General features: G+C 34.2%; 20 protein-coding genes. 15 read left to right on the top strand and 5 right to left on the bottom strand.

Annotated features, from left to right (window positions below; genetic code table 11):
- The first annotated feature begins 16 nt into the window (after positions 1 to 16).
- From AAEO57_RS00525 to AAEO57_RS00500, 6 genes are all read left to right on the top strand, one after another.
- Positions 17 to 1,759 carry a RagB/SusD family nutrient uptake outer membrane protein gene (locus tag AAEO57_RS00525; protein WP_341688399.1) on the top strand — a complete coding sequence of 581 codons (1,743 nt, stop codon included), beginning with the start codon at positions 17 to 19 and terminating at the stop codon, positions 1,757 to 1,759.
- Positions 1,760 to 1,827: 68 nt separating this feature from the next.
- Positions 1,828 to 2,799, top strand: coding sequence for a purple acid phosphatase family protein (locus tag AAEO57_RS00520; RefSeq protein WP_341688397.1), 972 nt, complete (start codon positions 1,828 to 1,830; stop codon positions 2,797 to 2,799).
- A 299-nt stretch (positions 2,800 to 3,098) separates the two neighbouring features.
- Positions 3,099 to 4,922 carry an alkaline phosphatase gene (locus AAEO57_RS00515; RefSeq protein ID WP_341688395.1) on the top strand — a complete coding sequence of 608 codons (1,824 nt, stop codon included), beginning with the start codon at positions 3,099 to 3,101 and terminating at the stop codon, positions 4,920 to 4,922.
- A 636-nt stretch (positions 4,923 to 5,558) separates the two neighbouring features.
- Positions 5,559 to 6,542: a BstXI family restriction endonuclease gene (locus AAEO57_RS00510; protein WP_341688393.1), complete on the top strand. Its 984-nt coding sequence runs from the start codon at positions 5,559 to 5,561 to the stop codon at positions 6,540 to 6,542.
- 84 nt (positions 6,543 to 6,626) lie between these two features.
- Entirely contained in the window at positions 6,627 to 7,904 is a 1,278-nt protein-coding gene (locus AAEO57_RS00505; protein WP_341688391.1) for an MFS transporter, read from the top strand.
- Between the two features lie 82 nt (positions 7,905 to 7,986).
- A complete protein-coding gene (locus AAEO57_RS00500) occupies positions 7,987 to 9,066 on the top strand; it encodes a Ppx/GppA phosphatase family protein (RefSeq protein ID WP_341688390.1) in 1,080 nt (359 codons plus the stop codon).
- A 169-nt stretch (positions 9,067 to 9,235) separates the two neighbouring features.
- Here the strand turns inward: AAEO57_RS00500 and AAEO57_RS00495 are convergent, their stop codons facing one another.
- From AAEO57_RS00495 to AAEO57_RS00485, 3 genes are all read right to left on the bottom strand, one after another.
- Positions 9,236 to 10,501, bottom strand: a complete 1,266-nt coding sequence (locus AAEO57_RS00495) for a hypothetical protein (RefSeq protein ID WP_341688388.1) — start codon at positions 10,499 to 10,501, stop codon at positions 9,236 to 9,238.
- Between the two features lie 74 nt (positions 10,502 to 10,575).
- Positions 10,576 to 10,953 (bottom strand): hypothetical protein, encoded by a 378-nt coding sequence (locus tag AAEO57_RS00490; protein WP_341688386.1) that lies wholly within the window; start codon positions 10,951 to 10,953, stop codon positions 10,576 to 10,578.
- A gap of 943 nt (positions 10,954 to 11,896) precedes the next feature.
- Positions 11,897 to 12,898: a carboxymuconolactone decarboxylase family protein gene (locus AAEO57_RS00485; protein WP_341688384.1), complete on the bottom strand. Its 1,002-nt coding sequence runs from the start codon at positions 12,896 to 12,898 to the stop codon at positions 11,897 to 11,899.
- 303 nt (positions 12,899 to 13,201) lie between these two features.
- Between AAEO57_RS00485 and AAEO57_RS00480 the strand changes: the two genes are divergently transcribed.
- From AAEO57_RS00480 to AAEO57_RS00455, 6 genes are all read left to right on the top strand, one after another.
- Entirely contained in the window at positions 13,202 to 14,098 is an 897-nt protein-coding gene (locus AAEO57_RS00480; protein WP_341688382.1) for a helix-turn-helix domain-containing protein, read from the top strand.
- Between the two features lie 139 nt (positions 14,099 to 14,237).
- On the top strand, positions 14,238 to 14,921 hold the full coding sequence (locus AAEO57_RS00475; protein WP_341688380.1) for an SDR family NAD(P)-dependent oxidoreductase: 684 nt from the start codon (positions 14,238 to 14,240) through the stop codon (positions 14,919 to 14,921).
- Positions 14,922 to 14,932: 11 nt separating this feature from the next.
- Complete coding sequence (locus tag AAEO57_RS00470) at positions 14,933 to 16,351, top strand: SDR family oxidoreductase (protein ID WP_341688378.1); 1,419 nt, start codon at positions 14,933 to 14,935, stop codon at positions 16,349 to 16,351.
- 298 nt (positions 16,352 to 16,649) lie between these two features.
- Positions 16,650 to 17,105, top strand: a complete 456-nt coding sequence (locus AAEO57_RS00465; RefSeq protein WP_341688376.1) for a response regulator — start codon at positions 16,650 to 16,652, stop codon at positions 17,103 to 17,105.
- A gap of 120 nt (positions 17,106 to 17,225) precedes the next feature.
- Positions 17,226 to 19,493, top strand: coding sequence for an ATP-binding protein (locus AAEO57_RS00460; protein WP_341688374.1), 2,268 nt, complete (start codon positions 17,226 to 17,228; stop codon positions 19,491 to 19,493).
- 301 nt (positions 19,494 to 19,794) lie between these two features.
- Entirely contained in the window at positions 19,795 to 20,202 is a 408-nt protein-coding gene (locus AAEO57_RS00455) for a response regulator (protein ID WP_341688372.1), read from the top strand.
- A 36-nt stretch (positions 20,203 to 20,238) separates the two neighbouring features.
- On the opposite strand, the gene AAEO57_RS00450 is transcribed toward AAEO57_RS00455, so the two are convergent.
- Both AAEO57_RS00450 and AAEO57_RS00445 read right to left on the bottom strand, forming a co-directional pair.
- The gene (locus AAEO57_RS00450) at positions 20,239 to 21,735 is read right to left on the bottom strand and encodes an ATP-binding protein (RefSeq protein WP_341688370.1); all 1,497 of its coding nucleotides are present in this window, start codon (positions 21,733 to 21,735) and stop codon (positions 20,239 to 20,241) included.
- A gap of 930 nt (positions 21,736 to 22,665) precedes the next feature.
- The gene (locus tag AAEO57_RS00445; RefSeq protein WP_341688368.1) at positions 22,666 to 23,028 is read right to left on the bottom strand and encodes a winged helix-turn-helix transcriptional regulator; all 363 of its coding nucleotides are present in this window, start codon (positions 23,026 to 23,028) and stop codon (positions 22,666 to 22,668) included.
- A gap of 121 nt (positions 23,029 to 23,149) precedes the next feature.
- On the opposite strand from AAEO57_RS00445, the gene AAEO57_RS00440 reads away from it, so the two are divergent.
- The 3 genes from AAEO57_RS00440 to AAEO57_RS00430 all read left to right on the top strand — a co-directional run bounded on the left by AAEO57_RS00440 (position 23,150) and on the right by AAEO57_RS00430 (position 24,997).
- Complete coding sequence (locus tag AAEO57_RS00440) at positions 23,150 to 23,422, top strand: hypothetical protein (RefSeq protein WP_341688366.1); 273 nt, start codon at positions 23,150 to 23,152, stop codon at positions 23,420 to 23,422.
- A 195-nt stretch (positions 23,423 to 23,617) separates the two neighbouring features.
- Positions 23,618 to 23,782, top strand: a complete 165-nt coding sequence (locus AAEO57_RS00435) for a hypothetical protein (protein WP_341688364.1) — start codon at positions 23,618 to 23,620, stop codon at positions 23,780 to 23,782.
- 48 nt (positions 23,783 to 23,830) lie between these two features.
- Positions 23,831 to 24,997 carry a recombinase family protein gene (locus tag AAEO57_RS00430; RefSeq protein WP_341688362.1) on the top strand — a complete coding sequence of 389 codons (1,167 nt, stop codon included), beginning with the start codon at positions 23,831 to 23,833 and terminating at the stop codon, positions 24,995 to 24,997.
- Positions 24,998 to 25,013 lie beyond the last annotated feature (16 nt).

Genomic DNA, 25,013 nt, shown 5'->3' with positions numbered 1-25,013 from the left:
TCAAAAATAACAAAACATGAAAAATAAAATAATAGTTGCGACTCTTGCTTTCAGTTTATTATTCAACTGGAGTTGTACTGATCTTGAAGAAAAAGTACTGGATGAAAACTTAACAGGATCCGGACAGGCAGAAGCCATCAGTGGTTCAATTGCTCCGGCGTATGGACAATTAAAAGCAACCTGGATACATACCAATAATTTTGGTTTACAATTAATTGCCAGCGACGAAGGAATCTTACCTTACAGAGGAGGAACAGACTGGTACGATGGAGGTAAATATTTAACTGTACATGCTCATACTACAACGGCTACCAATGATTTGGTAAGAAGTACATGGAACGAGCTTACCATCAATATTTCGAGAACATTATCTGCTATTGAAACTTTAAAACCTCTTGCAGATGCAGGAAATAAAGAAGCACAGGGAGCACTTTACGAAATGATTGCACTTAGGGCTTATTTGAATATGCTAACATTAGACAGCTGGGGGCTTGTGTTCAAAAAAGAGTCATCAGCCAGTATTTCAGAAATACTCAGAGGACAGGATGCTGTTTCTTACATTGAAAGTGAATTACTGTCTGTTGCAGATGTAATCAATAATGATAAAGGACCAGGAAGAATGACACAGGCTGCCGTATGGGGACTTCTTTCAAGATTATATCTAAATGCTGCCGTTTACCGTGATCCTTATGGAACACCTCAGTTTGCAGCTGCTGATATGGATAAGGTCATTAAATACACAGACAACATCATAAACTCAGGCAAATTCGCCCTGTCTCCTGAGTATTTTGATTTATTTGATGATAACAATAACTCCAATAAAGAATTAATTTTTGCATTGGATCAACGTGGTGTTTTAAGAGATGAAAACAACCGTTGGGCGTATTGGTCAATTCCGGGGTCTATGTTTCCAAGACCGGAATCTATCAATGCAGACGGAACAGACGGTCCGGCTATTACATCGGATTTTTATCAGACATGGGTGAGTGCTTATGGTGCTGTAGATCCTGCCGATGCTGATTCAAGGTTTTACAAGAACAATGCGAAGGTACCGGAACATTTAAAAGACCTTACCGGACTCTCTCCATTAAACGATCAGGATCATTATTATTGTGTAAAAGCAGAAGACTTTGAAATTGACAGAGGAATTATGAGAGGTATTCCGTGGGCAGCAAGAAAAGATGCCAATGGTGCTTTCTTTAAATGCGATGGCGGATATAGAATTTACCCGGTGAAGCAAATTAAAGGAAACGGACCGGATCTAAATGTAGGCTATGTTAACCTGACGGAGAAAGTAGATTTTACTAAGGAAGGCAGTATGCATTATGCCGGATACAGGGTATCAAAATACCAATTTAGCCACACTTCTCCTGATGGAAACTATTACAGTAGTGTAGATATGGTATTGCTTAGATATGCTGAAATTTTTATGATGCGTGCTGAGGCTAAATTAAGAAAAGGAGATAATGCAGGTGCTTTGGCTGATATGAATACGGTAAGAACTTCAAGAACTGCCCGTGCTCCAATTCCTGCTGCGCTTCCTGCAATCAATTTAGATATCCTGTACAGAGAATATGGCTTTGAGTTTTACTGGGAAGGTTTAAGAAGAACCAATCAGATTCGTTTTGGTCATTATGAAGACAAATGGACTGAAAAAACAGATACAGATGTAAGACACAGATTGTTTCCAATTCCTCAGACAGCAATTGATGGTGCATCAAATGTTCCTGGATATTTAATACAAAATGACGGATACTAATTCTGTTGAATGATATTTTGAAGGCTGCCGGTTTTTTAAAGCAGCCTTCAATTTTAAAATATTGAAAAATGAAAATTAAAATATTACCAAAGAATAGAGTATTGCTATTTATTTGCACACTTTCTTTACATTTTGCTGCTGCCCAAACAGCAGATAATAGTGTAAAAAAATACCCGAATGCGCTAAATTTTATCGTAATGGGAGACTGGGGAAGATTTGGAGAGGACCATCAGATTCCGGTAGCAAAACAAATGGGTAAAACAGCTAAAGACATAAACCGTGATTTCATCATTTCTACAGGTGATAACTTCTATCCGGTAGGGGTAGCCAGTGAACATGATCCGCAATGGAAAACTTCTTTTGAAGATATTTATACCGATTTTTCGTTACACTGGAACTGGTATCCGGTATTAGGAAACCATGATTATGCCGGAAATGCGGATGCGCAGGTTGCTTACTCAAAAATAAGCCGCCGCTGGAATATGCCTGCCCGTTATTACAGCAAGACTTTTAATATCAATGGTGATGCGAATCAGCAGGTATTAATTGCTTTTATTGACACTAATGCCTTAATTCCTGAATTTTACAAAAATGAACAGTATTCGAAAAATCTGACTTCAAAAGATTCGACCGCCCAAAAAAAATGGCTTGTCAAAACCCTTACAGATGCTCCAAAAAGTGTGAAATGGAAATTAGTTGTCGGACACCATCCTTTGTTTACAGCAACCTTAAAAAGGAGAGAAAGCTACGATACCAAAGCAGTGCGAAAATCATTAAAATCACTTTTGGATAAATATGAAGTAGATGCTTATATCGCAGGACATGATCACGATTTACAGCATTTGCTGCCAGAGGGTAAAACCCATTATTTCGTTTCAGGATCTGCTTCAGAAGTAACTCCGATCGATCGTCTGCCTTTTAGCAAACTTGCTGTTTCAGAATACGGTTTTATGGTCTTTTCAGTCTTAGTCGACATCTTACATGTACAGGCTGTTAACGAAAAGGGAGAAGTGATCTACAATACCGAAATAAAAAAGTAAAGTATCCATAAAAAAATAAATCATTTTATCACTGTATGAATTTTTTCCCCAATTAATTCAAAACAGTTTTAAAAAATTTAATAAAAACCAGTTGATTCAAATTAATGCAGATACTGGTAACCGATAGTTTAGTGTTGTTTTTTTTATTTTTTTTATTTTTTACGCTGCAGGCTTCCCAAAGGTCTGCAGTTGTAAAAACTAAATGACTTATCACAATACACTACTACGGTTGGATAGTAAATAAACAAAATTCTATGTCAGGTTACCTACGGCCTGGCAAAAGAATAATTTCTATTTTGATGAAAAAAATAATAAGCCTTTTTTGCCTCATAACATTCCTGTCTGTACAAGCACAGGAATACAATTCATCTAATATTCATTCGCATAATGATTATGCCGGGTCATTGCCTTTTTACGGGGCTTATTCTAATGAGGCCGGTGTTATAGAAGCAGATGTATTTTTAGTAAACAATGAACTTTTTGTTGCTCATACTTCAAAAGAAATTGTGCAGCATAACACTTTGAAAAGTTTATATCTAGAACCGCTTTCCTTAAAATTGAAAAATTTAGAAGGAAAAGCATATCCTGATAATAAACCTTTAATTTTGATGATAGACGTTAAATCTGATGCCGATGCTACCCTAAAAGCTTTGGTACAGCAGTTAAATACATTTCCGTCTATCACCTCAAATAAAAACATAAAAATTGTTATTTCAGGAAACAGACCTTTGCCATCGCAATGGAAGACCTATCCTGAATTTATTCATTTTGACGGAAGACTGAATGAAAATTATACTTCCGAAGAATTGTCCCGGATTGAAATAATCAGCGCTGACCTAAAAAACATTACGATATGGAATGGCAAAGGTGTTTTAGTACAGGCAGATTTGCAAAAGATGCAGTCGGCAATAAAAAAAGTACATGATCTGAATAAAAAAATCAGATTTTGGGGGACACAGGACAATGTCAATACGTGGATGACCCTGATGAATTTAAAAGTTGATTTTATTGGTACAGACAATGTGCCGGCTCTTGCAGAATTCATTCGTAAAATTAAAACAAACTTTTATCAGAACACAGAATTTCACTCTGCATATATCCCTAAAAATATGAAAGCTTTTCTGAAGAAAAAACCGAAAAATGTTATTCTTCTTATTGGTGACGGAATGGGGCTTGCTCAGATCTACGCGGGGTATACAGCAAATAAAGGAGAATTAAGTCTCTTCAATATTCCAACACAGGGAATTTCTGTTACTAAATCATCTGATAGCTACATCACAGATTCTGCAGCTGGTGCTACTGCTATGGCGACCGGAACTAAAACCAATAACCGGTTTATTAGTGTTGATAAAAACGGTAAACCATTAGAATTGATTACACAGCAGTTAGCAAAGAAAAATTTTAAAACAGCCATTATTTCTGCAGGAAATATTACAGATGCTACTCCGGCCGCTTTTTACGCACATCAGCCCGAAAGAAGTTACAATGAGCCAATAGCGTATGATTTTTTAAGCAATCCGTCTGATATCCTGATCGGCGGCGGACTCAAAGAATTTAAAGCCAGAAAAGACGGTAAAGATTTGTCAAAATTACTAATTGAAAAAGGATATTCTTTTTTGGATAATTTTAAGAGCCTCGATACTATAAAAAACAATAAAATGATAGTTTTAGATGATTCAGCAGTGGTTTCTGTTAAAGATGGAAGAGGAGATTTTTTAGTAAAATCCTTAGAGAAAGCCACGAATACTTTTTTAAAAACAAAAAATCCGTTTTTTATCATGGCAGAAGGTGCTCAGATCGATTACGGAGGACACCAGAACAATGTAGAATATGTGGTGCGCGAAATGCTTGATTTTGATCAGTTAGTTGGAAAAGCAATGGAATTTGTAGATAAAAACCCTGAAACATTACTGATTGTTACGGCAGATCATGAAACTGGAGGACTATCTCTAATTGATGGAAGTATTGAAAAAGGATATGTACACGGAAATTTCAGTACCAACGACCACACAGCAATACCTGTTCCGGTTTTTGCGTATGGTCCCGGAGCTGAAAAGTTTATGGGAGTGTATCAGAATACTGCTATTTATGATAAGATTATGGAATTGGTGAGAGAGGAGTGATATCTAAGTTAAAGATATTACAGATTCTGTACCGACAGGATTTAGTAAAAACGCTTGAAATATTAATTTCAGGCGTTTTTTTATTTTAATACTTCTCTAATACACAAATGAAAAGCACGATTTTTAGTAACAGAAGGCCATGTTTTAATCTACTTCGGCCAATGAAAATACTCTTTCGTTAAGTTAATTTAGTTTTAATATAATTTAACAAATGTTTAATTAATACAAATTTAAATAGTCAAATATTTTTCAGAAAAAAATGTGGTTTATATAAAAATAAAAACAAAATAAAGCATTATAAAAGATAATTTTTTAAATATAATTTAAAAAATTAAGTATTTAACTAATAAAAAAAAAGACATGTGAAAAAATATGTTGAAATTTAATTTAAAAAAAGTTCCACAATTCTGATATAATTGTTTATTATTGTTAAAAAAAACTTAAGATAAACTGAGTTTTTTATTACAATTCATTTTTTCCAGTGACAAATTAAATTAAAGCCTATGATTCAACCTTAAAAATTTCAAGTTAAAAAAATCTAACCATCAGATTATCGATTTATTTTTCAATAGAACTGTTACTATTTTTTATATCTGTTAATCTTAATAAAACCAAGTAATCAACCTACAATTACATATGGCAAAAAGACTACCTAAACTACCTCGTTTACTGCAAAGTAAAATATACAAAACCGGACAAACCAGAAGCGCAAATGATGATGTAATTTTTCAAAACAGAGCCAATAGAAACGGAACCGTTTTGATTCCATTTGAATCCATTCATTTATTTGATATTTCTGTCTTTACTTCTGACAGATTTGAAAGCGGCTTTATAGTTGTAATAACTCCTGAAGATTATTACACAAAACCAGATACACACGCTATCATGAAAGACAGGAAATTAAAACTTGGCGTAAATGCCATCCTGTTTTATGAAACAAGAGCGCAATGGAATGCGTTTAATCCTTACAAAAATAAGCTCACTGTAGCCGAGAAAAGAACATATCCTATTGAAGGTCATTTTGTTGCGAGAATAGTATCGTCTCCCTCAAAAGACGAAGAGAAGATAATTCTTGGTTTTAATACGAGTAAATGCAAAGGAGCCGGAATCAGAGTTGCAGAATATGCCTCTCTTTTGACTTTAAAATCTTGTTATTTACAACTAGAATTTTTATTCTGGCATTGTTATAATTCCAAAGAAATAGCACTTGATGCCGGAATGACAGAAAGAGAGATCGAAAACCGCATAACCATTATTAGCAACTCCTGTGATAATCAAAAATTATCTAATACTGACCGACTTTACAAGACCCGAATTATTGATAATTCTAAAAACACAATTTGCCCCCTTTGCTTAAAAAAATTAAGTGCAGAATCCTTCCTGCTCAACTTCTTTGAATCTGACGACAAGTCAGAGGCTGATAAAGATATTAGTCCAATTAACCTTTTTTATATTAACCAGCTGAAAATCGGAGAATTCAACCATTCTCCTTATAATTTGGCCTGGGGACACCAAAGCTGCAACATGATTTGCAAAGAAACAGGAGTAATTGAAACGATTAAATGGATGAAAGAAGTCGTGGTAAATACCATTATTTTCAACAAGGATTCCTCTAATTAAAAATTATAAACAACCCGAATAGCGATTTAAAAAGCTGTCTTTTTGATTTATTTAAAAGAGTTAAAAAATTAAAAAAAACATCAAATGAAAATAATTAGCGTATTAAGAAAAAGTTACCTGGAAAATTACAGTGGTTTTCCAAAAGAAATCTGGATTTTAGCATTAATAACTTTTATAAACAGAACAGGAACCATGGTCATTCCGTTTCTTTCAAAATACATGAGAGAGAATCTGCATTTTGAATACAATCAGATTGGCTGGGTCATGGTTTGTTTTGGTGTCGGCTCATTTATTGGTACCTGGCTAAGCGGAGTACTATCTGATAAATTTGGTTTTTATAAAGTAATGATTGGCAGCCTTTTCGGAAGCGGAATAGTTTTCTTTATGTTACAATATACAACATCATTTGAAGGGTTTTGTGTTTCAATCCTGCTTTTAACAACTATCGCTGACATGTTCAGGCCGGCAATGCTGGTATCCTTAAATACATATACCCGAAAAGAAAATAAAACCAGAGCACTGGCTTTGGTGAGAGCAGCAACAAGCCTCGGTTTTCTGTTTGGTCCTCCTTTAGGTGGTCTTATAATTATATTAATAGGTTATAAATATCTTTTTTATGTAGATTCAGCTACATGTATTCTTGCAGTTATAGTTTTTGTTCTTCTGGTTAAAGAAAGAAAACTGCCTTTTAAACTCAAAACCAGTAATTTTGGAGTAGATAAATATGCCATTTTAAAAGACAGGACTTTTATAACACACATGTTTATTTCGCTCATAACAGGAATTATGTATTTTCAGGTATTTACTACCTTAACACTTTATCACAAGGAACAATTTAATTTATCAGAAGTAAACAGCGGTTTGCTTTTAAGTTTTAGTGGTATATTAACATTGCTGTTTGAATTGCCTATTGTTAATTATGTAGAAAAAAATAAAATGAATAAGCTCAATGTTATCATGCTTGGTTTATCATTTATGGTACTTAGTTATATCCTGCTATTATTGAATGATAAATGGTATGGAATATTATATCTAATGATGTTTTTTATGACGCTTGGGGTAATGTTGACTTTTCCTTTTGCAAATTCATTTGCCATGACCAGATCACATACTAAGCAAGAGGGCAGGTATATGTCTGTTTTTACAATGAGTTTCAGTCTTGCACATGTATTAAGTGCTAAGACAGGTATGGAAATAGTTGCGTATGCAAGTTATAGAGCAGACTTTATTTTTATGAGTTTAATAGGTTTATTGGCTATTTCGCTTTGTTATTGGCTGGTAAAAATAGTTGAAAAAGAAAAAATAGAGACTAAAATCAAAATAGTACAATCCATCTTTGTTGACAAAAGCAAGAAAGGATAACCTTCTCTGACACAAAAGACCTTGATATGTTTCATATCTGAATAAAATAAGCGGCTCATAATTAGTTAAAAACCGATATAAAATGAAAAAATATATTGCACTAAACGTCATAATTATTTTTATTTTTTTTAATTCTCCGGGGTTAATTTCACAAGAACTTTACGGCGGAATTGAAATTGGAAGTAAGGGAGTGAAAATGTCGGTGATAAACGTTCAAAACATTAAAAAAGGAAAATATGAAGTAGTTGATTTTTGGACAGAAAATGTGGCTATCGCAAAGGGGATAGCTATAGATGGAAAATTAGCCGCAAATGATATTGACAATGCCTTTAATGTAGTCGTAAAAAATTACACCAAACTGCTTAAAGAATACAAAATTGAAGAAAAAAATGCTTTTATAGTCGTTTCTTCAGGGGTTGGAATGGCAAAAAATATTGACACTTTACTTCAAAAATTACATGTGTTTACTAATGTTAATGTAGCAATAGTTTCTTCTGAAACCGAAGCGAAGTTATTATTAAAAGGGTGTATACCGCCAAAAGAGTATTCAGATTCTTTGATTCTTGATATTGGTGGCGGAAACACAAAGGGAGGATATGTAGAGGAATTCAATAATGATAATGATATTTTGATGTTTTACCCCATAACCTTAGATTTAGGAACTATAACTTTTACAGAGGAAATAAACAAAAAAGCAAAAACAGACTCTTTTTCAGAATTTAATGAATTATTATCTAAAGCATTACCTGAATTAAATGAAAAAATGAATCGTTTGTATCAGCAAAGCCCACAACTATTAAAAAAAGAAAATGTATATATGTCCGGGGGAGCAGTATGGGCATTCTACACATTGTATAAAGGGAATGGTGCAATCGCTAATTTTAATCCATTTGAAATTAAGGATGTTGAAGCTTACAACACCATGATAAAAAGTGATTACGCAAAATTCGAAGCATTAGCATCACAAAACAAGGACGTTGAGAAAGTATTAAAGACCTATTCTCAAAAACATCTGGTCGCAGCAAATACATTATTACTGAGTTTGTTAGAGAAAATGCCGGATATTAAATCTAAAAAGATCTATTTCTCCAAACAAGGACAAATGGCCTGGCTGCTTTCTTATATTGCTGATTCAGCCAAAAGAGCTAAAAACATTCAATAATAGATTTAAATTAAGGGTCGTAATAGTTGAAATTAAATATTTTAAGCACTATTTAATAATTTAGAACGTAAAAAAAACAGTAATCCGATTGATTACTGTTTTTTTTGATACTTGTAAAGAGTTTTCTAAACTCCTTTACACCATTTAAGACATCATAAAAATCTGTATTTTAGCTTTTAACTCTAAAATCGGGTTTTTTTCTCATAGATGCGCTGGAAAATAACTCCTCATTTTTAAGTTTTATAAACTCTATACCCAATTCTTTATTTTGATACCAATTGCTGATGATAGAATTAAAACTTATATTTTTAGTTATTCCAATAATTCTGGTATCATTTATAAGTAAATCTTTTAAAATTATTTTATCTAAATATTGAGTAGAAATTTGAATTCCATCTGCAAATACAACAAGGTGACTAAACCCTGATATTACTGAATTGGTTAAGGTTAAAAAAGCGTTTTCCTGAATTAATATTGCTTCGTGTTTAAGCCCTTCGATTTCGGCTCCAATATCTTCAGTGTGCATCATCGTGATATTTGTAGCGTTTATCCGGGTCATTTCTTTATTACTGTCTAAACCTTCTCCTTTTCGTGTATCAACAGTTTCCACTTCAAAACATCGGGATCCGTAACTATCAGACAGGAATGGGCTTCTAATCGCAATAGTATTAGAGATATTACACTGAACACCCTGAGTAAAGTCAAAATCGTCATCGGCTGATCTAAAAGACACCAAATGACTGGTATTTATATATCCTCCATAAAATTGAAAAGAATCCTCATCTGATGATGTAACCTGTATATATTCTACTATTGTTTTTTTTCCAACACCGGCTAAAGATAATCCATTTACAGGTTTATTCCCTCTGGTTCTTTTGCCTGAAAATTCAATACGAACATATTTTAAAATACCGGAATCACTATCACTTTTATCTCCTCCATAAAGTGCTTTTTCTGGTTCGAGATCAAAATCCAAAATACCGATTCCTCCGGTTTTGTTTATTGGAGCATCTCCTAAAATAATAATACCTCCCCAGTCACCAGGATTTCTGTCTCCTGAACCTTTGTTTGAAGTAAATACAATCGGGTCAGTTTCGGTACCTTCTGCAATGATTTTAGCACCTTTAGTAACTACCAGCGTGGTCAAAGCATGAGTATCGCATCTTATCAGTGTACCTGCCTCAATCGTCAAAGTTACATTTGGATCAACATACACTGTACCGACCAACACATAAACATTTTCTTTTTTTAATGTTGTGTCCGAAGTAATTGTACCAGTTATTATGAGAGAAGCATCGTGATAACTGGCAGTTTTGGGATTAAAATTTGTCCATCTGTTTAACCAATTGGTATCTCCACTAATACCTTTAGTATCCTGTGCTTTAATTAGTAATGTGAAAGTAAAAAATACGAGTAACAGTAATTCCTTTTTCATAATTTCTTTTTTTAAAATTTATTTAAAAAAAAGGCTAACCATTAAAAGTCAGCCCTTTCACAATTTCAAATCAATCATAGCTTTGAAGCAATTTCTTTTTTATACTTGTTAAGAATGGCTTTAGTCATCCCTAAGTTCGCTTTGGTTGAATCAACTGCAAGATAGATCATGTAAAGATTATTATCAGAAATATCTATAATATGAATCTGAGATGTTAATGTAATCATGATATCCGAAACAACCTGGTTTTTTAGTCCTAAAGCACTAACCGCATTCATTTTTGCTTTGACAACTTCAAGGTTAAATGCTGAGGCTAATTCTGGATCAAAGTCGGGAACGACAGAGAGTGAAAAATAAGACATTCCACTTTGAATTTCTGCAATTGAAACTGCGATGAACCCAGGTACATTTTTTTCAAGATCTTCTCCGAATTGTTTTAAAAAGTCTGACATAAGCTTTAGTATTAAATTGGTTTATTATTATTTTTTTTTCAACTACAATGTTGACTTTTACAAAGGTATTTTTAAAAGTATTTTGTGATATTTTATTTATAAACTGATTTTTTTGTTTCCATTATTTTTTTTGCCTGATTTATGTTTTTTGTCATGAATTAAAATATAAAAGTTTGATATTCAGTATTTTAGTTAATTTAATTTTACAACCATTATGTGGATGATTTTTCAAAACATTTAAATTCCTATAAAAAAAAACTAATTCACTGATAAAGAATATTTTGTGTATTATTTTACTTTACCACATAATGGCATTATAATCTATAAATATTTTTCTAAATATTAATTAAAGAATTGACAATCTGTTAATTGCGTTTTAAAATTCTTATTTCTGCCCAAGACATGGTTTTATTTTTGTTAAAAAGATGAGACCTATTCGCATAAACAAATCATTTATTCTTCAGTTTAATATTACAGACGCCCAAAAATTTTCATTTTCGATTACTACAAAAATCAAAAGTCACTTGATAAGTGGATCTGTACACTATAAAATATGATTGAATTGAATTGAATAAAGCAGGCGCAAAAATTATCAAAAGGGATTGACTGTTAGTACCAAACGAACCGGTAGTAAATTTTAATTTTTTGAGGAATTTTTTAAGGAATTTACAGAAAGTAAAGGGTTAGGAGATTAAATGATTTAATTAGGAAATCGATAATGGGGTGATAATCTAGTGATTTTCTCTGTTTAATTGATAGTAAGAGTGTCTACAAACACTTTTTTGTGGCAAAAAAGATATTTCTCACTAAATTGCATATCTAAAAAATATCATGGAGCTTAACCAGTTTTTAGTGTCATTATTTAGCGCATCTCTAGCACCTTGTCCAGTTATGATTTCCCCATGCTTAAACGCTCGAAAAGATCCTTCTTTTAAGTTTTGTACTATTTTAATTTTTCGAATATCAACTCCAATGTTTGAGGATTTACAGTACCCATTTCCACAAGTTTAAGCGATTTGATCATTTTTAGCGTTGTGGTCTTGTATTTCTGGAAATGCTCCGATTTTATATGAGATTCATAGTCGGTTTTGCTTGCATATATTTCCAAAAGTCTCAATACTGATGGATTGTCTTTCTGATACATCGGAAATATTGAAATGACACCTGGCTCTATTTCTATTGATTTTGAGGACTGGTCTTTGAGAATGGCATTGTACTGCTCCAAATATTCCGGCAGTATTTCTATTTCGGCAATCCTTATCATCATATCGGGCTTCATGACCGGAATTTCAGATTGGCCGATTGCTTTTCTCAATACATTTGCCTGTGTTCTTCCGGCAGTTTTTTCAATAACCCCTGTAAGTTCAGAAAGCTGTGCATCGGTTATCCCTGTGTTTTTACCCATGAAAATATGCGCCTTAAGCTGCGGTTCAACGCCGGGCATTGCTGCAAGTGCAGAAATGGTGACAAACTCCCGCTGGCGGTAATTTAGTACATCACTGTGAAAAATATCCGCAAAAAGGTGTTCCTTTAAAAATACATCTGCACGTGGTGCAAATTCTCCAAAACCAGGTGCTGGTTTTGGCTGCGGGGTATTGGTAAGTTCTTCCAATACCTTTCGGCCCTGTTCATACTTATCCGAAACATTGTTCTCTATTACAATTGCTTTTCCTTCTTTGTCTTTAATACCTTTGGCTAATCTTTCTTCCAATACAATTTTAAATGTCGCCAAAGCATTGAGACTGCGCGGAAATCCGCAGTAGGCATACAACTGTACGAGTGCTTCTTTTATTTCATTAACCGCGAGCCCAGCATCGAGTCCCCTGACCAAGGCTGGTTTAAGACCTTCCTGATTTCCTGTTGCTGTAAGGGCTGCTATTGTGGCTAATGTCTGCTGATGTGTGTTCAGGGCTGTCTTACTATCGGTATTTTGCTGTGCTTGCATAATGTTTACATTTAGTGTGAATAAAAAAAGTAAAATCATATGTATAATACTGAATCTGCTCATTTTATTAATTTTAAAGTTATTTGTCTTTAGTGTAATTATTCCCCGTTTAAAGTATTTATACTTCATTTAAAAGCGGGGAGAGATGTCTGTGGGGTTCTGAGATACAAAGTTCCGCAATAAACATTTCTACTTTTTACACAAAATACAGATGTATTTACCACTTTTACTGATTTTAAGCCTCGCATGTAAATGCAAGAGAAAGTCTTTCTAAATTTGTATAAAAAGCCAAAAAAATGCCACATGGAAGAGGTAAAAAAGATTGAAACTGTAAAGCAGTATAATGAAGAGATGGGTGTTGAAACAAAACATCCATTAGTTAGTGTGGTCGATTTTGATCAAATACCTACTTATGTGCAGTTCCGAAGATACATGGGACTTTATTGTATTTTCTTAAAAAACATAAAATGCGGCGATATCAGGTATGGATGCCAGCCTTACGATTATGAAGAAGGCACGCTCATATTCATTGCTCCGGGTCAGATCTATGGAATTGACAACAGTGGAAAAATTATCAAACCTTCAGGAAAGGCACTCGTTTTTCATCCGGATATGATTGCCGGCACACAGCTGGGAAAAACAATTACAGAATATACTTTTTTCTCATACGATGTCAATGAAGCGCTTCATCTTTCAAAAAAAGAACGAGAGACAATAATTGACTCTTTCAATAAGATCGCCAACGAAATTGAACTTAATATAGACAAGCACAGCAAGACCCTGATAGTTTCAAACATTGAGCTGTTTTTAAATTACTGCATGCGGTTTTATGACAGACAATTTATAACCCGAAACCATGTAAATAATGATATATTGATAAGATTCGAGAATCTGCTGCGTCACTATTTCAAGTCAGGCAAATCACAGACACTGGGTCTTCCCACTGTTAGCTACTGTGCGGAACAGCTTAATCTTTCGGCGAACTATTTTGGGGATTTAATAAAAAAAGAAACAGGTAATACCGCTTTAGATTACATACAGGCAAAATTAATTGAAGAGGCAAAAAAACGAATGTTTGAACCTAAAAAATCAATAAATGAAATTGCAGATGAGCTGGGTTTTAAGTACCAGCAGCATTTTACTCGTCTTTTTAAACAAAAGGTGGGAGTGACCCCAAATGAATTTAGAAACCTAAGCTAAAAAAATTTTATTAAATTATTTTGTTTAATATTTTTTAATAAAAGTTAAACAATAACTATCTTTAAACTATATTTTCAGCTTCATTGTTGAAGCTGGCTGGAAATTCAATCAATTGACAGTTTTAATTATAGACAGAAAAATGGAAAAGATTGCAGTTATTGGAGGCAGCAGAGGGATTGGCAATGCAATAGTATTGCAGCAATTAGAAAATAAGCAGGTATATAATATCAGCAGAAATACTCCTGATATTTCGCATCCTAATTTAATTCATTATAAAGCTGATGTTTTAGTTGATGCACTTCCTGAAATTGAAAGTATCGACGCTCTAATTTATTGTCCGGGATCTATAAATTTGAAACCTATTTTGAGTTTAAGTACCGATGATTTTAGAAATGATTTTGAAATCAATGTTATTGGCGCAGAAAAAACGATACAGCATTATCTGCCGGCTTTAAAAAAGGGGACAGATCCGTCAATTGTTCTTTTCAGCACCGTTGCGGTAAAACTGGGAATGCCTTATCACGCCAGTATTGCTGCTGCAAAAGGAGCAGTTGAAGGACTGGTTAAATCATTAGGCGCTGAGCTGGCTCCCACAATTCGTATTAATGCTATTGCACCAACTATTACCGAAACGACATTATCAGCTTCAATACTCAGAAATGATCGGATGAAAGAAAATATGATCGAACGTCATCCACTCAAAAATTATTTAAAACCTCCAGAAGTGGCACAAATGGCAGATTATCTGATATCCAAAGCCGCAGGATCAATCTCCGGTCAGATTTTTCAAATGGATTATGGTCTGGTTAGTTTTAAAATATAAGAAACCGAAGCATGAAAATTTTATTAACAGGCGCAACAGGATATATTGGCAAAAGGCTGCTGCCTTTACTGCTGGATCAGGGACATGAGGTAATCTGTTGTGTGCGGGATAAGAACCGATTTTATTTTCCTGAAAAAGCTTCCGAAAATATAAAGCTTATTGAAGTCGATTTTTTAAATAAGGAAAGTCTAGAAAAGATTCCAAATGATATAGATGCTGCTTACTATCTGATTCATTCTATGTCAGGTGCTGATAATTATGATCAGCTCGAAAGTATTTCTGCTACTAATTTCAAAGAAAAAATAAGCAAGACAAACGCCAGACAAATTATTTATTTAAGCGGCATTGTGAATGATAAATCGTTATCTAAACATTTATCCTCCAGAAAAGCAGTAGAAGAAATTCTAAAAACCGGAAAAACCCCGACCACCACGCTCAGGGCAGGAATAATTGTTGGATCGGGAAGCGCATCTTTTGAAATTATACGGGATCTCGTTCACAAACTCCCTGTAATGATTACACCAAAATGGCTCAATACCAGATGCCAGCCCATTGCAATTGCAGATGTTTTAGAATTTTTAATAAAAGCATTGCTGAATCCTAAAACCTACAAGGAGAGTTTTGATATCGGAGGATCTGATATCCTGACGTACAAGGAAATGTTATTTCAATTTGCAGAGGCAAAGAAGCTTAAAAGATACATTTTTACGCTTCCTGTAATGACACCAAAATTATCATCGTACTGGCTGTATTTTATTACTTCGACCTCTTTTAAACTCGCTTCGGCATTGGTAAGCAGCATGAAAGTAGAGGTGGTTTGCAGTGATGATAGAATTAACGATTTATTGAATGTAAAGCCGATGAGTTACCATGAGGCATTACAGAAGGCACTTCTGAAAATTGATGAAGATGCAGTGGCTTCGAGTTGGAAAGATGCCCAGATCAGCGGTCAGTTTAAAGGAAGTGTTGCTTATTATCTTAAGGTTCCAAAAAAGGACTGTTTTATTGACAGAAGAAAAAGAGAAATCATAAATAGAGATCTTACTATTGCCAAAATTTGGTCTATTGGCGGAGAAACGGGTTGGTATTACGGAGATTGGCTCTGGAGTCTGCGAGGTTTTATTGATAAACTTTTTGGAGGTGTAGGCGCCAGACGGGGAAGGACAAGCAGACATGAAATTCATACCGGCGATGTACTCGATTTTTGGCGTGTGGTTTATGCTAATAAAAAAGAAGGAAAATTAATTTTGTATGCCGAGATGAAACTGCCCGGAGAGGCATGGCTGGAATTTAAAATCTTTAATAATACACTATACCAGGCGGCCACCTTTAGACCAAAGGGAATATTAGGTAAGCTCTACTGGTATGCTGTTTTGCCTTTTCATGGTTTTATTTTTAACGGAATGATAAATGAATTAGTTTTGGAATAGCAGATAAATTAATCTTTAATGATATACCTTAGCTCTGTAGTAATAAAATGGAAGAGTTTCATTAAGATGAATGTAATAGGATGCTGCAAAAGAACTATGATTAGAATTAATTAGCTGTTGAATTGATTATTAATAAATTAAAATAAAAAAAGAATTCTATTAAAAAAGGAAATTTACTCTTGGCAGTACTTCATTTTTAAAACAAACTGCAGTTTTCCCTTGCTTTCCATAGAATTGATGGTTAAATTTACTTACATCATTGCAGCTTATAAAATTGCTGTAATACTATATTTACATAATGGATAAAAAAATAATTTTACTGGTAGATGATGATTTTGACGATGCAGAATTTTTTAAGTGGGCAATGAAGGGTACAGAAGAAACTTTTGCAATTAAATTTGTGGACAGCGGTGATGCCGCACTTCGTTTGCTTTCCGAATTAGATTCACTGCCTGATTTGATATTACTGGATGCCGGAATGCCGAAAATGAACGGCTGGGAACTATTAAGGATTATTAAGCAGGATTTGAAGTTTGGTAATGTACCGGTTATAATGATGGCAACTTCCAATGCTTTGAAAGGTATAGGTGAGGCACATTCATTAGGTGCGGAAGCCTATATTATTAAGCCTTCTGATTTTAGTGAACTCCAGGCGATAATGAAGCAGCTCTGCATTGGAGTGCAGACTGATTTGAAAAGCACACTGGAGAGTATGCGCTCCAATTTACCAGAAAATATTTATCCATTTAGTTAGATGCCGTAAAAATCATTTTGATTTGCAGAGGTTAATAATATTGCAATTATCTACTAACACTAAAGGTAAGTTTTCTGCTGTAAAAGCATACATTGATACTTTCTAAATTCAATTATTTTAATGAACATTAAAGATATAGTTAACCGCGATTTGGTTACCTTGACCAATTGTGACCAAGAGCCGATACATATTCCTGGACAGATCCAGCCGCATGGTTTTTTAATTGGACTTACAAATGATTGGATAATAGACTATTGTACCAGTAATATTTCGTCTTTTATTGATGTAAGCCATACACAGGTATTAGGAAATAAATTTGAAACTGTTTTTGGCAGCACCGCCAACGAAGGGATTTTTAATTATATAAATTCAGATACCGTACAGGATGTATTTCCGCTGGAAATAGAATTGCTGGGCAAAAAATTTCAGGTGAATATTCATAAGAGTGATACTGTTTATATTTTAGAAGCCGAGCCTCAGTTCGATAAACAGATTCTGGGAGATGTTTATACGCAGACTATTCAGTTTGTAACACAGATGAACAACACAAAATCACTCAAAGATCTTTGTGGCTTGGTAGCAGAGGGCACAAGGGAAATTACAGGTTATGACCGTGTAATGATTTATCGCTTTGATGAACAGTATAACGGTGAAGTATATGCTGAAAGCTGCAGAAATGACCTTGAACCATTTTTAGGACTGCATTATCCGCATACTGATATTCCAGTGCAGGCAAGGGAATTGTACATCAGGAATCAGCTTAGATTAATTGTCGATATTAATTACCAGCCCGTTCCCATTTTTACCATTGATAATAAAGAGGATAAAAACCTTGATTTAAGTCTTTCGATTTTAAGAAGTACTTCACCTATTCATGTGCAGTATCTTAAAAATATGGGAGTCGGCGCAACGCTGACCATATCCCTTATTCATCATGATCGTTTATGGGGACTGATTGCCTGCCATCATTATTCTGAAAAAAATATTTCGCCGGCAGTGAGGCTCGCTGCAAAACTTCAGGGCCAGTTTATCACCTCACAGATTGATATCAGGGAAGCAAATGACGAAAATATCAATGCCAGAAAATCCATTGAAGCATTGGAGCATTTGACAGCTCATGATCTTCCGCTGGCTGAAAATTCTTTGAATGCCATTATCAAAATGCCAGAGTTATTGACTCTTTGCAATTCGGGAGGAGTTTCGATATCATTTAGAGATAAAATTTATAAAAACGGTTTAACCCCTGAAGATGATCAGATAAAAGCTTTTGTGGAGCAGGCCGAGAACAAAAGATCGGCTGAGTTTTATGTGACTAGAAAAATCAGCGATGATTTTCCTGACTTAGAAAGATCTTCTAATTTTGCCGGAGTAATTTATCATCCTCTTGGCAATTCAAACCATATCATTTGGTACCGCCCGGAAACCGTCTCAGAAATTAACTGGGCAGGTGATCCGGAAAAAAGTATAGTGAAGGATGAAAAAGGGCTGCATCCACGAAACTCGTTTAATACGTGGAAACAGGTTGTTAAAGGTCAAAGCAGTATCTGGAGGCAGTACGAGGTAAACTCAGCTGCCAAATATGCACATTCCCTTCATAATAATTTAATGATGATTCTTCTTAGTGAGGAAGAAGAAAAATACAGGCTTCAAAGTGAAGTTTTGAGGGAGACCAATTCTGAACTGGAAAATATAAACTGGATCAGTACGCATGATCTGCAGGAGCCTCTTAGAAAAATTCAGATGATTACTTCCAAGCTACTTGCGGAAAAAGAAGGTAATCATCAAGACCCTGATTTTGATTCTCTGCAGCGTGTCTCAAAATCTGCTTCAAGAATGCGTGAACTGCTGCAGGATATCTTGAAATACACCAGAATTAAAAATACCAGAGAGGCAGCTGAAAAAATAGATCTTAATTTAGTTTTTGAATCTGTAATAGATGAAATAAGCGAGGCAGTTTCAGAAAATAATGCGGTTATTGAGTGTGAGAAACTTCCAGAAGTGCAGGCAATAGGCTTTTTAATGAAGCAGCTATTCTTAAATATTATCCAAAATTCCTTAAAATATGCTTCGCCGGATCGGCCGCCTGTAATAAAGATAACTGCTTCACAGGAACCGGTAATCATAAAACAGCTGTTTCATGTATATTGTAACTGGGTCAAATTTTCGGACAATGGAATCGGTTTTGACCAAATTCATGCAGATTCTTTATTTAAAGTTTTTACAAGGCTTCATACGCAGCAGGAATACAGCGGATCAGGAATCGGGCTGGCACTTTGTAAAAAAATTATGCAGACATTAGGAGGAACAATTACTGCTGGAGGAAAAGTAGGAGAAGGGGCGAGTATAACCATTTATTTTCCCTGTGATCCTGAGGATACACTAATTTAAAACTGTTGTTAACTGTATATAAAATTGTATTATTTAGTATATATTTTTCTTTTTTTTGATGTTTTAAAAATCAAATATAAAGTAAATTGTGCAGAGCTTCTATTGAAAGTCCAGATGGGTCAATTCTAAATTTATTAGCTATCTTTGCTTTTAGTAATCCATTTCCCAAATATTTCTGTTTTTTAGAAACTTATATTTCAGATCTAAACATTTCCAGATTTTTGAATTCTTGTTTTATCTTTTAACTGCTAATTAGTAAATTATGGCTACTCCAAAAAATACTTCCCGCAATATATTCATAGTGGATGATGATGAAGATGACAGAGACTTTTTGGCAGATGCCCTTTTGGAGGTTGATCCTGATGCTGTTATAAAGCAATTAGAGGATGGCATGTATCTTATGGAGAGTCTTCTTGAAAGTAAACTGGTGATTCCTGATCTTATTTTTCTTGACATCAATATGCCCGGAAAAAGTGGTCTGGAGTGTCTTAGGGAAATCAAAATGCAGAACGAAAATTTAAAAAAGGTAAAGGTTATTATGCTGTCTACCAGCAGTGACCCTTCAGATATTGAATCAGCTCACGAACTGGGGGCTTCATTTTATGCTGTCAAACCCAATTCATTACAGGTCATGAGATCGTTTCTGAGCGAAGTAATGAGGATGGATTGGAATCTTCTGGATAACCCGCAAAAGTTTCGTCTTATATGATGACAAGATGATTGTCTATCCGAATTCTAAAAACCATTACTGTAAAATAGCAGCCGGGAGGGTAATTTCAAAAACAGCACCTGCACTTTCAGATTCAATATTCATCATTTTTCCGCCGTGTCTTTCTACAATTTTTTTACATAGTGCAAGCCCTAATCCTGTTCCTTCATAGGCATCTTTAGAATGCAGTCTCTCAAAAACATTAAAGATTTTTTGAGAATTTTCAGCTGCAATGCCGATACCATTGTCTGCTACTCTGATTTTTAAATTTTCGGCATCAATGCTGTAGTCAATTTTAATATAAGAATCGTAGTTGTCACGGGAGAACTTCAGCGAGTTGGCAATCAGATTGTAAAACAGCTGATGAAATAAAATTTTCGATCCGCGAATAAGAGGGAATTTTAAATATTCAATTATTGCATGTTTTTCCAGAATTTTTATTTCAAGATCCTCTTTTATGCTTTCTATAATATAATTTAGATCGACGGCCTCTTCCAAATCCTGACTGCCGGCAGATGAATAGTTTAATATGGAATCAATCATCTCTGTCAGACGTGCCGCGCTTTTATTTATTTTGTCGGCATATTGACTTATTTTTGGCGTTGGTCCATTGTTTATATCATCCTTTAGAATATTTGAGAATAATAGAACTTTGCGAACAGGTTCTTTTAAATCATGGCTGATGACATGTCCAAACTGTTTCAGGTCATCATTCGAACGTTTAAGTTCAAGAGTCCGTTGTTCCACCAGCTGCATAAGTTCTTGGGCATTCTTTTTCTGCTCGGTAATATCCTGAGCGATTCCCACTATAATATTTTCTTTGTTATCGCTTTCAGAAAGCGTACCCGAAAATCTCATCCAGTGCAGCTTTTCATTGATAATTACCCTTATTTCACAATTAAAGTCTCCTGTATCCGAGACTCCCTTTATGGAATTGTGCCAAAGAGCTGTATCTTCAGCATGAATCAAAGAGACCATAGCTTCGAGAGTCAGATCTCTTTCTTCTAATTCAAAAAAACTTATAAAACGTTTAGATCCTGCTATCAGACTCTTATTAATATCAATTTCGAATGTACCCAGCTGTGAGGATTCAACTGCAAGTCTTAATTTTTTTTCAATCTCTATGGTTTGCTGTCTGGCTACATTAAGCTCTGTCACTTCAGCAGCTGTATTCATTACGCCGTAGACTTCTCCGTGAGTACCAAAGATAGGCGTAAAGTTGTAATTGAAATAATGTGGTTTTAGAACACCATCCACAACTATGTCAACTCTTGCATTTTTAGCTTCATAAGGTTTTCCGGTATGCAGCACCTCGCGGAGCTGATCAAATATCTGCTGATTTTCAAGTTCAGGAAGAATTTCAGTATAGTTGGTTCCTATTACATCAGGTCCTTTTCCATAGGTTTTAATCATACTCTGGTTGGCCAGAACAATTTTCATTTTTTCTCCTGTATACACTCCGATCGGAAAAGGCGCTGTATCGATTACACTGCGTAAAACATTTTCTCTTACTGAGTCTGGAAGTTCCATCATTACTGCAAAAATAATTAAATTTTAATATATAAGTTTTCAAACGAAGGCTGAATATCAGTTTGAGATACTAATGCCATTGCTTTGCTGATCAGTTTGGACAAATCATTGTATTCAGCAGGTTTTGTAATAAAATAATTGGCCTAAGTGAATACATTTTCTGGATGTCGGATCTGCAGGTGAACCTTCAAGCAGGTTCATTAATACTTTGCCATCATTTGAAACAGTTAATTTCACATCTGGAAAATTTGTTTTAAAAACATCGAAAAAAAATCGCAATCATCCAAATCGTCATCTGCCAGCAGGACGTGTTTAAATAATTTTTGACTCATAGAAATATTCTGAATATAGCAATAATCTCAATGATACAATTAATATTCTATTACCAAAGGTAACTTATAATACAAGATTTGCAACTTAAAAATAAAACTTGTAGTTAAAATTCTACAATAATTACATAACGGATTCTAATTCAATTCTATATTTTTTCAAGAATGTTTTGACTGATCGTAGGTAAAAAATCGCAGTCAAAATCAGGTTCGTCTTCATGCTTAAAATATAAGTCAGCTAATACTGTTGTATGTTTTTTTCTAAATCTAAACGATGTTTTTCGAACATTAGACTTTGAAAGGATATTGAATTGTTTAACTGAGTTAAAAAGAGAAGAGGAAGATGTTACTGAGTTCATAATAAATTGCTTATATAATTTTGAGGTTTTATTTCTCATTCAAAATTACATGAATCACAATTCATATTATTTATATAATTCTGCACTTAATTTATATAATTTAAAAGTGTTAAGTCTGAATTTATTTTTATTATGAAGGCTCTGCTTCGGGGTGATGGTCAGATTATTTTATGAACGATTTAAAGAAATTGGCGTATTTTATTTGAATTTGTAAGATAATTATTTTCTATTTTGACTCATAATTATCAAATATTTTCCTGAACAGGTTCACCAATCTTATCCGCTACTAAAATTCCCCATTGATCAATAGCTTCCAAAGCGGGAATAAAAGTTCTCCCAAATTCAGTCAGATTATAAACCACTTTTATAGGAGGTTTATCTCCATATACAACCCTGTTAACAAGTCCATTTTCTTCAAGCTGCTTCAATTGAAGGCTTAAGGTCATTTCTGTTATAGCGGGTATTTCCTTTCGTAATTCATTGTATCTCTTCTCACCACTTTTCAAGTGATGAAGAATAACCGTTTTCCATTTGCCTCCCACTATATCCATAGCCAGACTTATGGTGCAGGCATACATTTTACCATTAACTACTACATTTTTTCCCATAAAAGTAAACCTATCGCTTTTGATAGTTATTGCAAAGGTAGTTCACTATAAGTATTTTTGCAACTATAATTTTTATAGTACTAAATCCTACAGATCAAAATTTCAATCATTTTATTGAAGAATGCTATACTTCGTTTCATTTTTGGTTTCTACAGACTGGACTGAGAGAGCTTTTTGGGCTGGTATATATAGTATGGATTATCAATATTATTTTGTTAAATATACTAATCCTGAAGAGATAACATGTACTCAATGGGAGTATAGGTTTAAATTTAAATCCAAGTTCTGGATGCTGCTCTTTGAATTGTTTTTAAAAAGACGTATTACAGATTACCTTGCTGTTTTTCATAATGAACTTAAAGAGAAATGTTGTGCTAATCCCAATACAGCCTGAGGGAATACAGGCCGATTGTTGATAAATAGTAGTGCACGGATGTTAAAAAGGAATTAGATTTATTATTTTTCTATTTTTATCACTGTATTATGTAATAATTTAAATTAACCGGAAATAGAAAAGTCATTTAAGCTGCAGGTTCGAAAAGAGCTTAACGGCCTCCAGCAGCAGGATGTCATAAAATTAAAAGGCAGTTTGATTGCCGGAGGCTTTACTGAGATTATTCATATTCTGGATCAGGATGAGGAATTTCATATCAATACTTTTGAGACACCTGCAGAGCGGCACAATGAAGTGCACGATTTTATAAAAGCTTTTATAAATCAGGCTGATCTTTCAGATACTGTCAGTATAAAATAAAAGTTTTATAGACAGATCATTAAGGCCGGTTATCAAATATTTAGAAAAATGACAAAGAAAGCAGATTTATACGTACGTGTTAGCACCGATGAACAGGCAGATAAAGGGTATTCCCAAAGAAATCAAGAAGAGATGTTGCGAAAGTATTGCCTTCTAAATAGTATTGAAGTACGTGATGTAGTTTACGAAGACTTTTCAGCAAAAACTTTTAAAAGACCACAATGGAAGGAGATTTTATTGAATTTAAAAAGATATAAAAATAAAACAGATCTGGTTTTATTTACAAAATGGGATAGATTTAGCAGAAATGCTGGGGATGCCTATCAAATGATTAATCTTCTCCGAAAAATGGGTGTTGAACCACAAGCTATTGAGCAACCATTAGATTTAACTATTCCAGAAAATAAAATGATGCTTGCCTTTTACTTAGCTGCGCCTGAAGTTGAAAATGACAGACGAGCTTTAAATACTATGCATGGTATGCGAAGAGCGAGAAAAGAAGGGAGGTACATGGGTACTGCGCCATTTGGCTATGTGCACAAGAGTACAGAGGACGGGAAGAAGTATATAGCTATAAATGAGAAGCAGGCTACTATCATTAGGTGGGCATTTCAAGAGATTGCTAAAAAGGCTTTTAATACTGAGTCTATATACTTTCTCGCAAAGAAAAAAGGGCTCACTGTAACTAAAAGTGGTTTTTGGATTATGATAAAAAATCCCTTGTATTGCGGAAAAATATTTGTGCCAAAGTATAAGGATGAGAATAGCTATTTTGTAACGGGACAACATGAAGCTATTATTTGTGAGGAATTATTTAATGAAGTTCAAGATGTCTTAAATGGTAGATCGAGAGTATACAGGCCTAAAATAGTAACTATAAATGAATTTCCTCTCCGTGGATTTTTTCTCTGTCCAAAGTGCTCGAAGAAACTTACTGCGAGCAAGTGTAAAGAAAGAAATAAGTTCTATTATTATTATCATTGTGAAAATAGCTGTAAATATAGGATTAACTCAGAAACCGCAAATTCTATTTTCATTAATAACCTGAAAGATTACATGCCGTTAGGTCCTGTAGTTAAATTGTATTCAAAAGTTATACTAGAAGTTTATAACGGGCATACATCTGCAGCTAGATTAGAAAAAACTCAAATTGTAAGTCAGTTATCTAGTTATGAAAAGAGATTGTCAACAGCCAGAGAACTTTTGGTAAACTGAACAAATTGATGCTGAT

Origin of the sequence: Flavobacterium calami (assembly GCF_038290035.1) — a bacterium.
In the GTDB taxonomy this organism is placed as follows: domain Bacteria; phylum Bacteroidota; class Bacteroidia; order Flavobacteriales; family Flavobacteriaceae; genus Flavobacterium; species Flavobacterium calami.
The sequence above is the reverse complement of the archived record's forward strand: the minus strand, read 5'-3'. Positions and strand labels throughout refer to the sequence as shown.

What these genes read in the sequence shown, in the direction of transcription:
- AAEO57_RS00525 (WP_341688399.1), top strand. Translation starts at nt 17, where the DNA reads ATGAAAAATAAAATAATAGTTGCGACTCTTGCTTTCAGTTTATTATTC.
- AAEO57_RS00520 (WP_341688397.1), top strand. Translation starts at nt 1,828, where the DNA reads ATGAAAATTAAAATATTACCAAAGAATAGAGTATTGCTATTTATTTGC.
- AAEO57_RS00515 (WP_341688395.1), top strand. Translation starts at nt 3,099, where the DNA reads ATGAAAAAAATAATAAGCCTTTTTTGCCTCATAACATTCCTGTCTGTA.
- AAEO57_RS00510 (WP_341688393.1), top strand. Translation starts at nt 5,559, where the DNA reads ATGGCAAAAAGACTACCTAAACTACCTCGTTTACTGCAAAGTAAAATA.
- AAEO57_RS00505 (WP_341688391.1), top strand. Translation starts at nt 6,627, where the DNA reads ATGAAAATAATTAGCGTATTAAGAAAAAGTTACCTGGAAAATTACAGT.
- AAEO57_RS00500 (WP_341688390.1), top strand. Translation starts at nt 7,987, where the DNA reads ATGAAAAAATATATTGCACTAAACGTCATAATTATTTTTATTTTTTTT.
- AAEO57_RS00495 (WP_341688388.1), bottom strand. Translation starts at nt 10,501, where the DNA reads ATGAAAAAGGAATTACTGTTACTCGTATTTTTTACTTTCACATTACTA.
- AAEO57_RS00490 (WP_341688386.1), bottom strand. Translation starts at nt 10,953, where the DNA reads ATGTCAGACTTTTTAAAACAATTCGGAGAAGATCTTGAAAAAAATGTA.
- AAEO57_RS00485 (WP_341688384.1), bottom strand. Translation starts at nt 12,898, where the DNA reads ATGCAAGCACAGCAAAATACCGATAGTAAGACAGCCCTGAACACACAT.
- AAEO57_RS00480 (WP_341688382.1), top strand. Translation starts at nt 13,202, where the DNA reads ATGGAAGAGGTAAAAAAGATTGAAACTGTAAAGCAGTATAATGAAGAG.
- AAEO57_RS00475 (WP_341688380.1), top strand. Translation starts at nt 14,238, where the DNA reads ATGGAAAAGATTGCAGTTATTGGAGGCAGCAGAGGGATTGGCAATGCA.
- AAEO57_RS00470 (WP_341688378.1), top strand. Translation starts at nt 14,933, where the DNA reads ATGAAAATTTTATTAACAGGCGCAACAGGATATATTGGCAAAAGGCTG.
- AAEO57_RS00465 (WP_341688376.1), top strand. Translation starts at nt 16,650, where the DNA reads ATGGATAAAAAAATAATTTTACTGGTAGATGATGATTTTGACGATGCA.
- AAEO57_RS00460 (WP_341688374.1), top strand. Translation starts at nt 17,226, where the DNA reads ATGAACATTAAAGATATAGTTAACCGCGATTTGGTTACCTTGACCAAT.
- AAEO57_RS00450 (WP_341688370.1), bottom strand. Translation starts at nt 21,735, where the DNA reads ATGATGGAACTTCCAGACTCAGTAAGAGAAAATGTTTTACGCAGTGTA.
- AAEO57_RS00445 (WP_341688368.1), bottom strand. Translation starts at nt 23,028, where the DNA reads ATGGGAAAAAATGTAGTAGTTAATGGTAAAATGTATGCCTGCACCATA.
- AAEO57_RS00440 (WP_341688366.1), top strand. Translation starts at nt 23,150, where the DNA reads ATGCTATACTTCGTTTCATTTTTGGTTTCTACAGACTGGACTGAGAGA.
- AAEO57_RS00430 (WP_341688362.1), top strand. Translation starts at nt 23,831, where the DNA reads ATGACAAAGAAAGCAGATTTATACGTACGTGTTAGCACCGATGAACAG.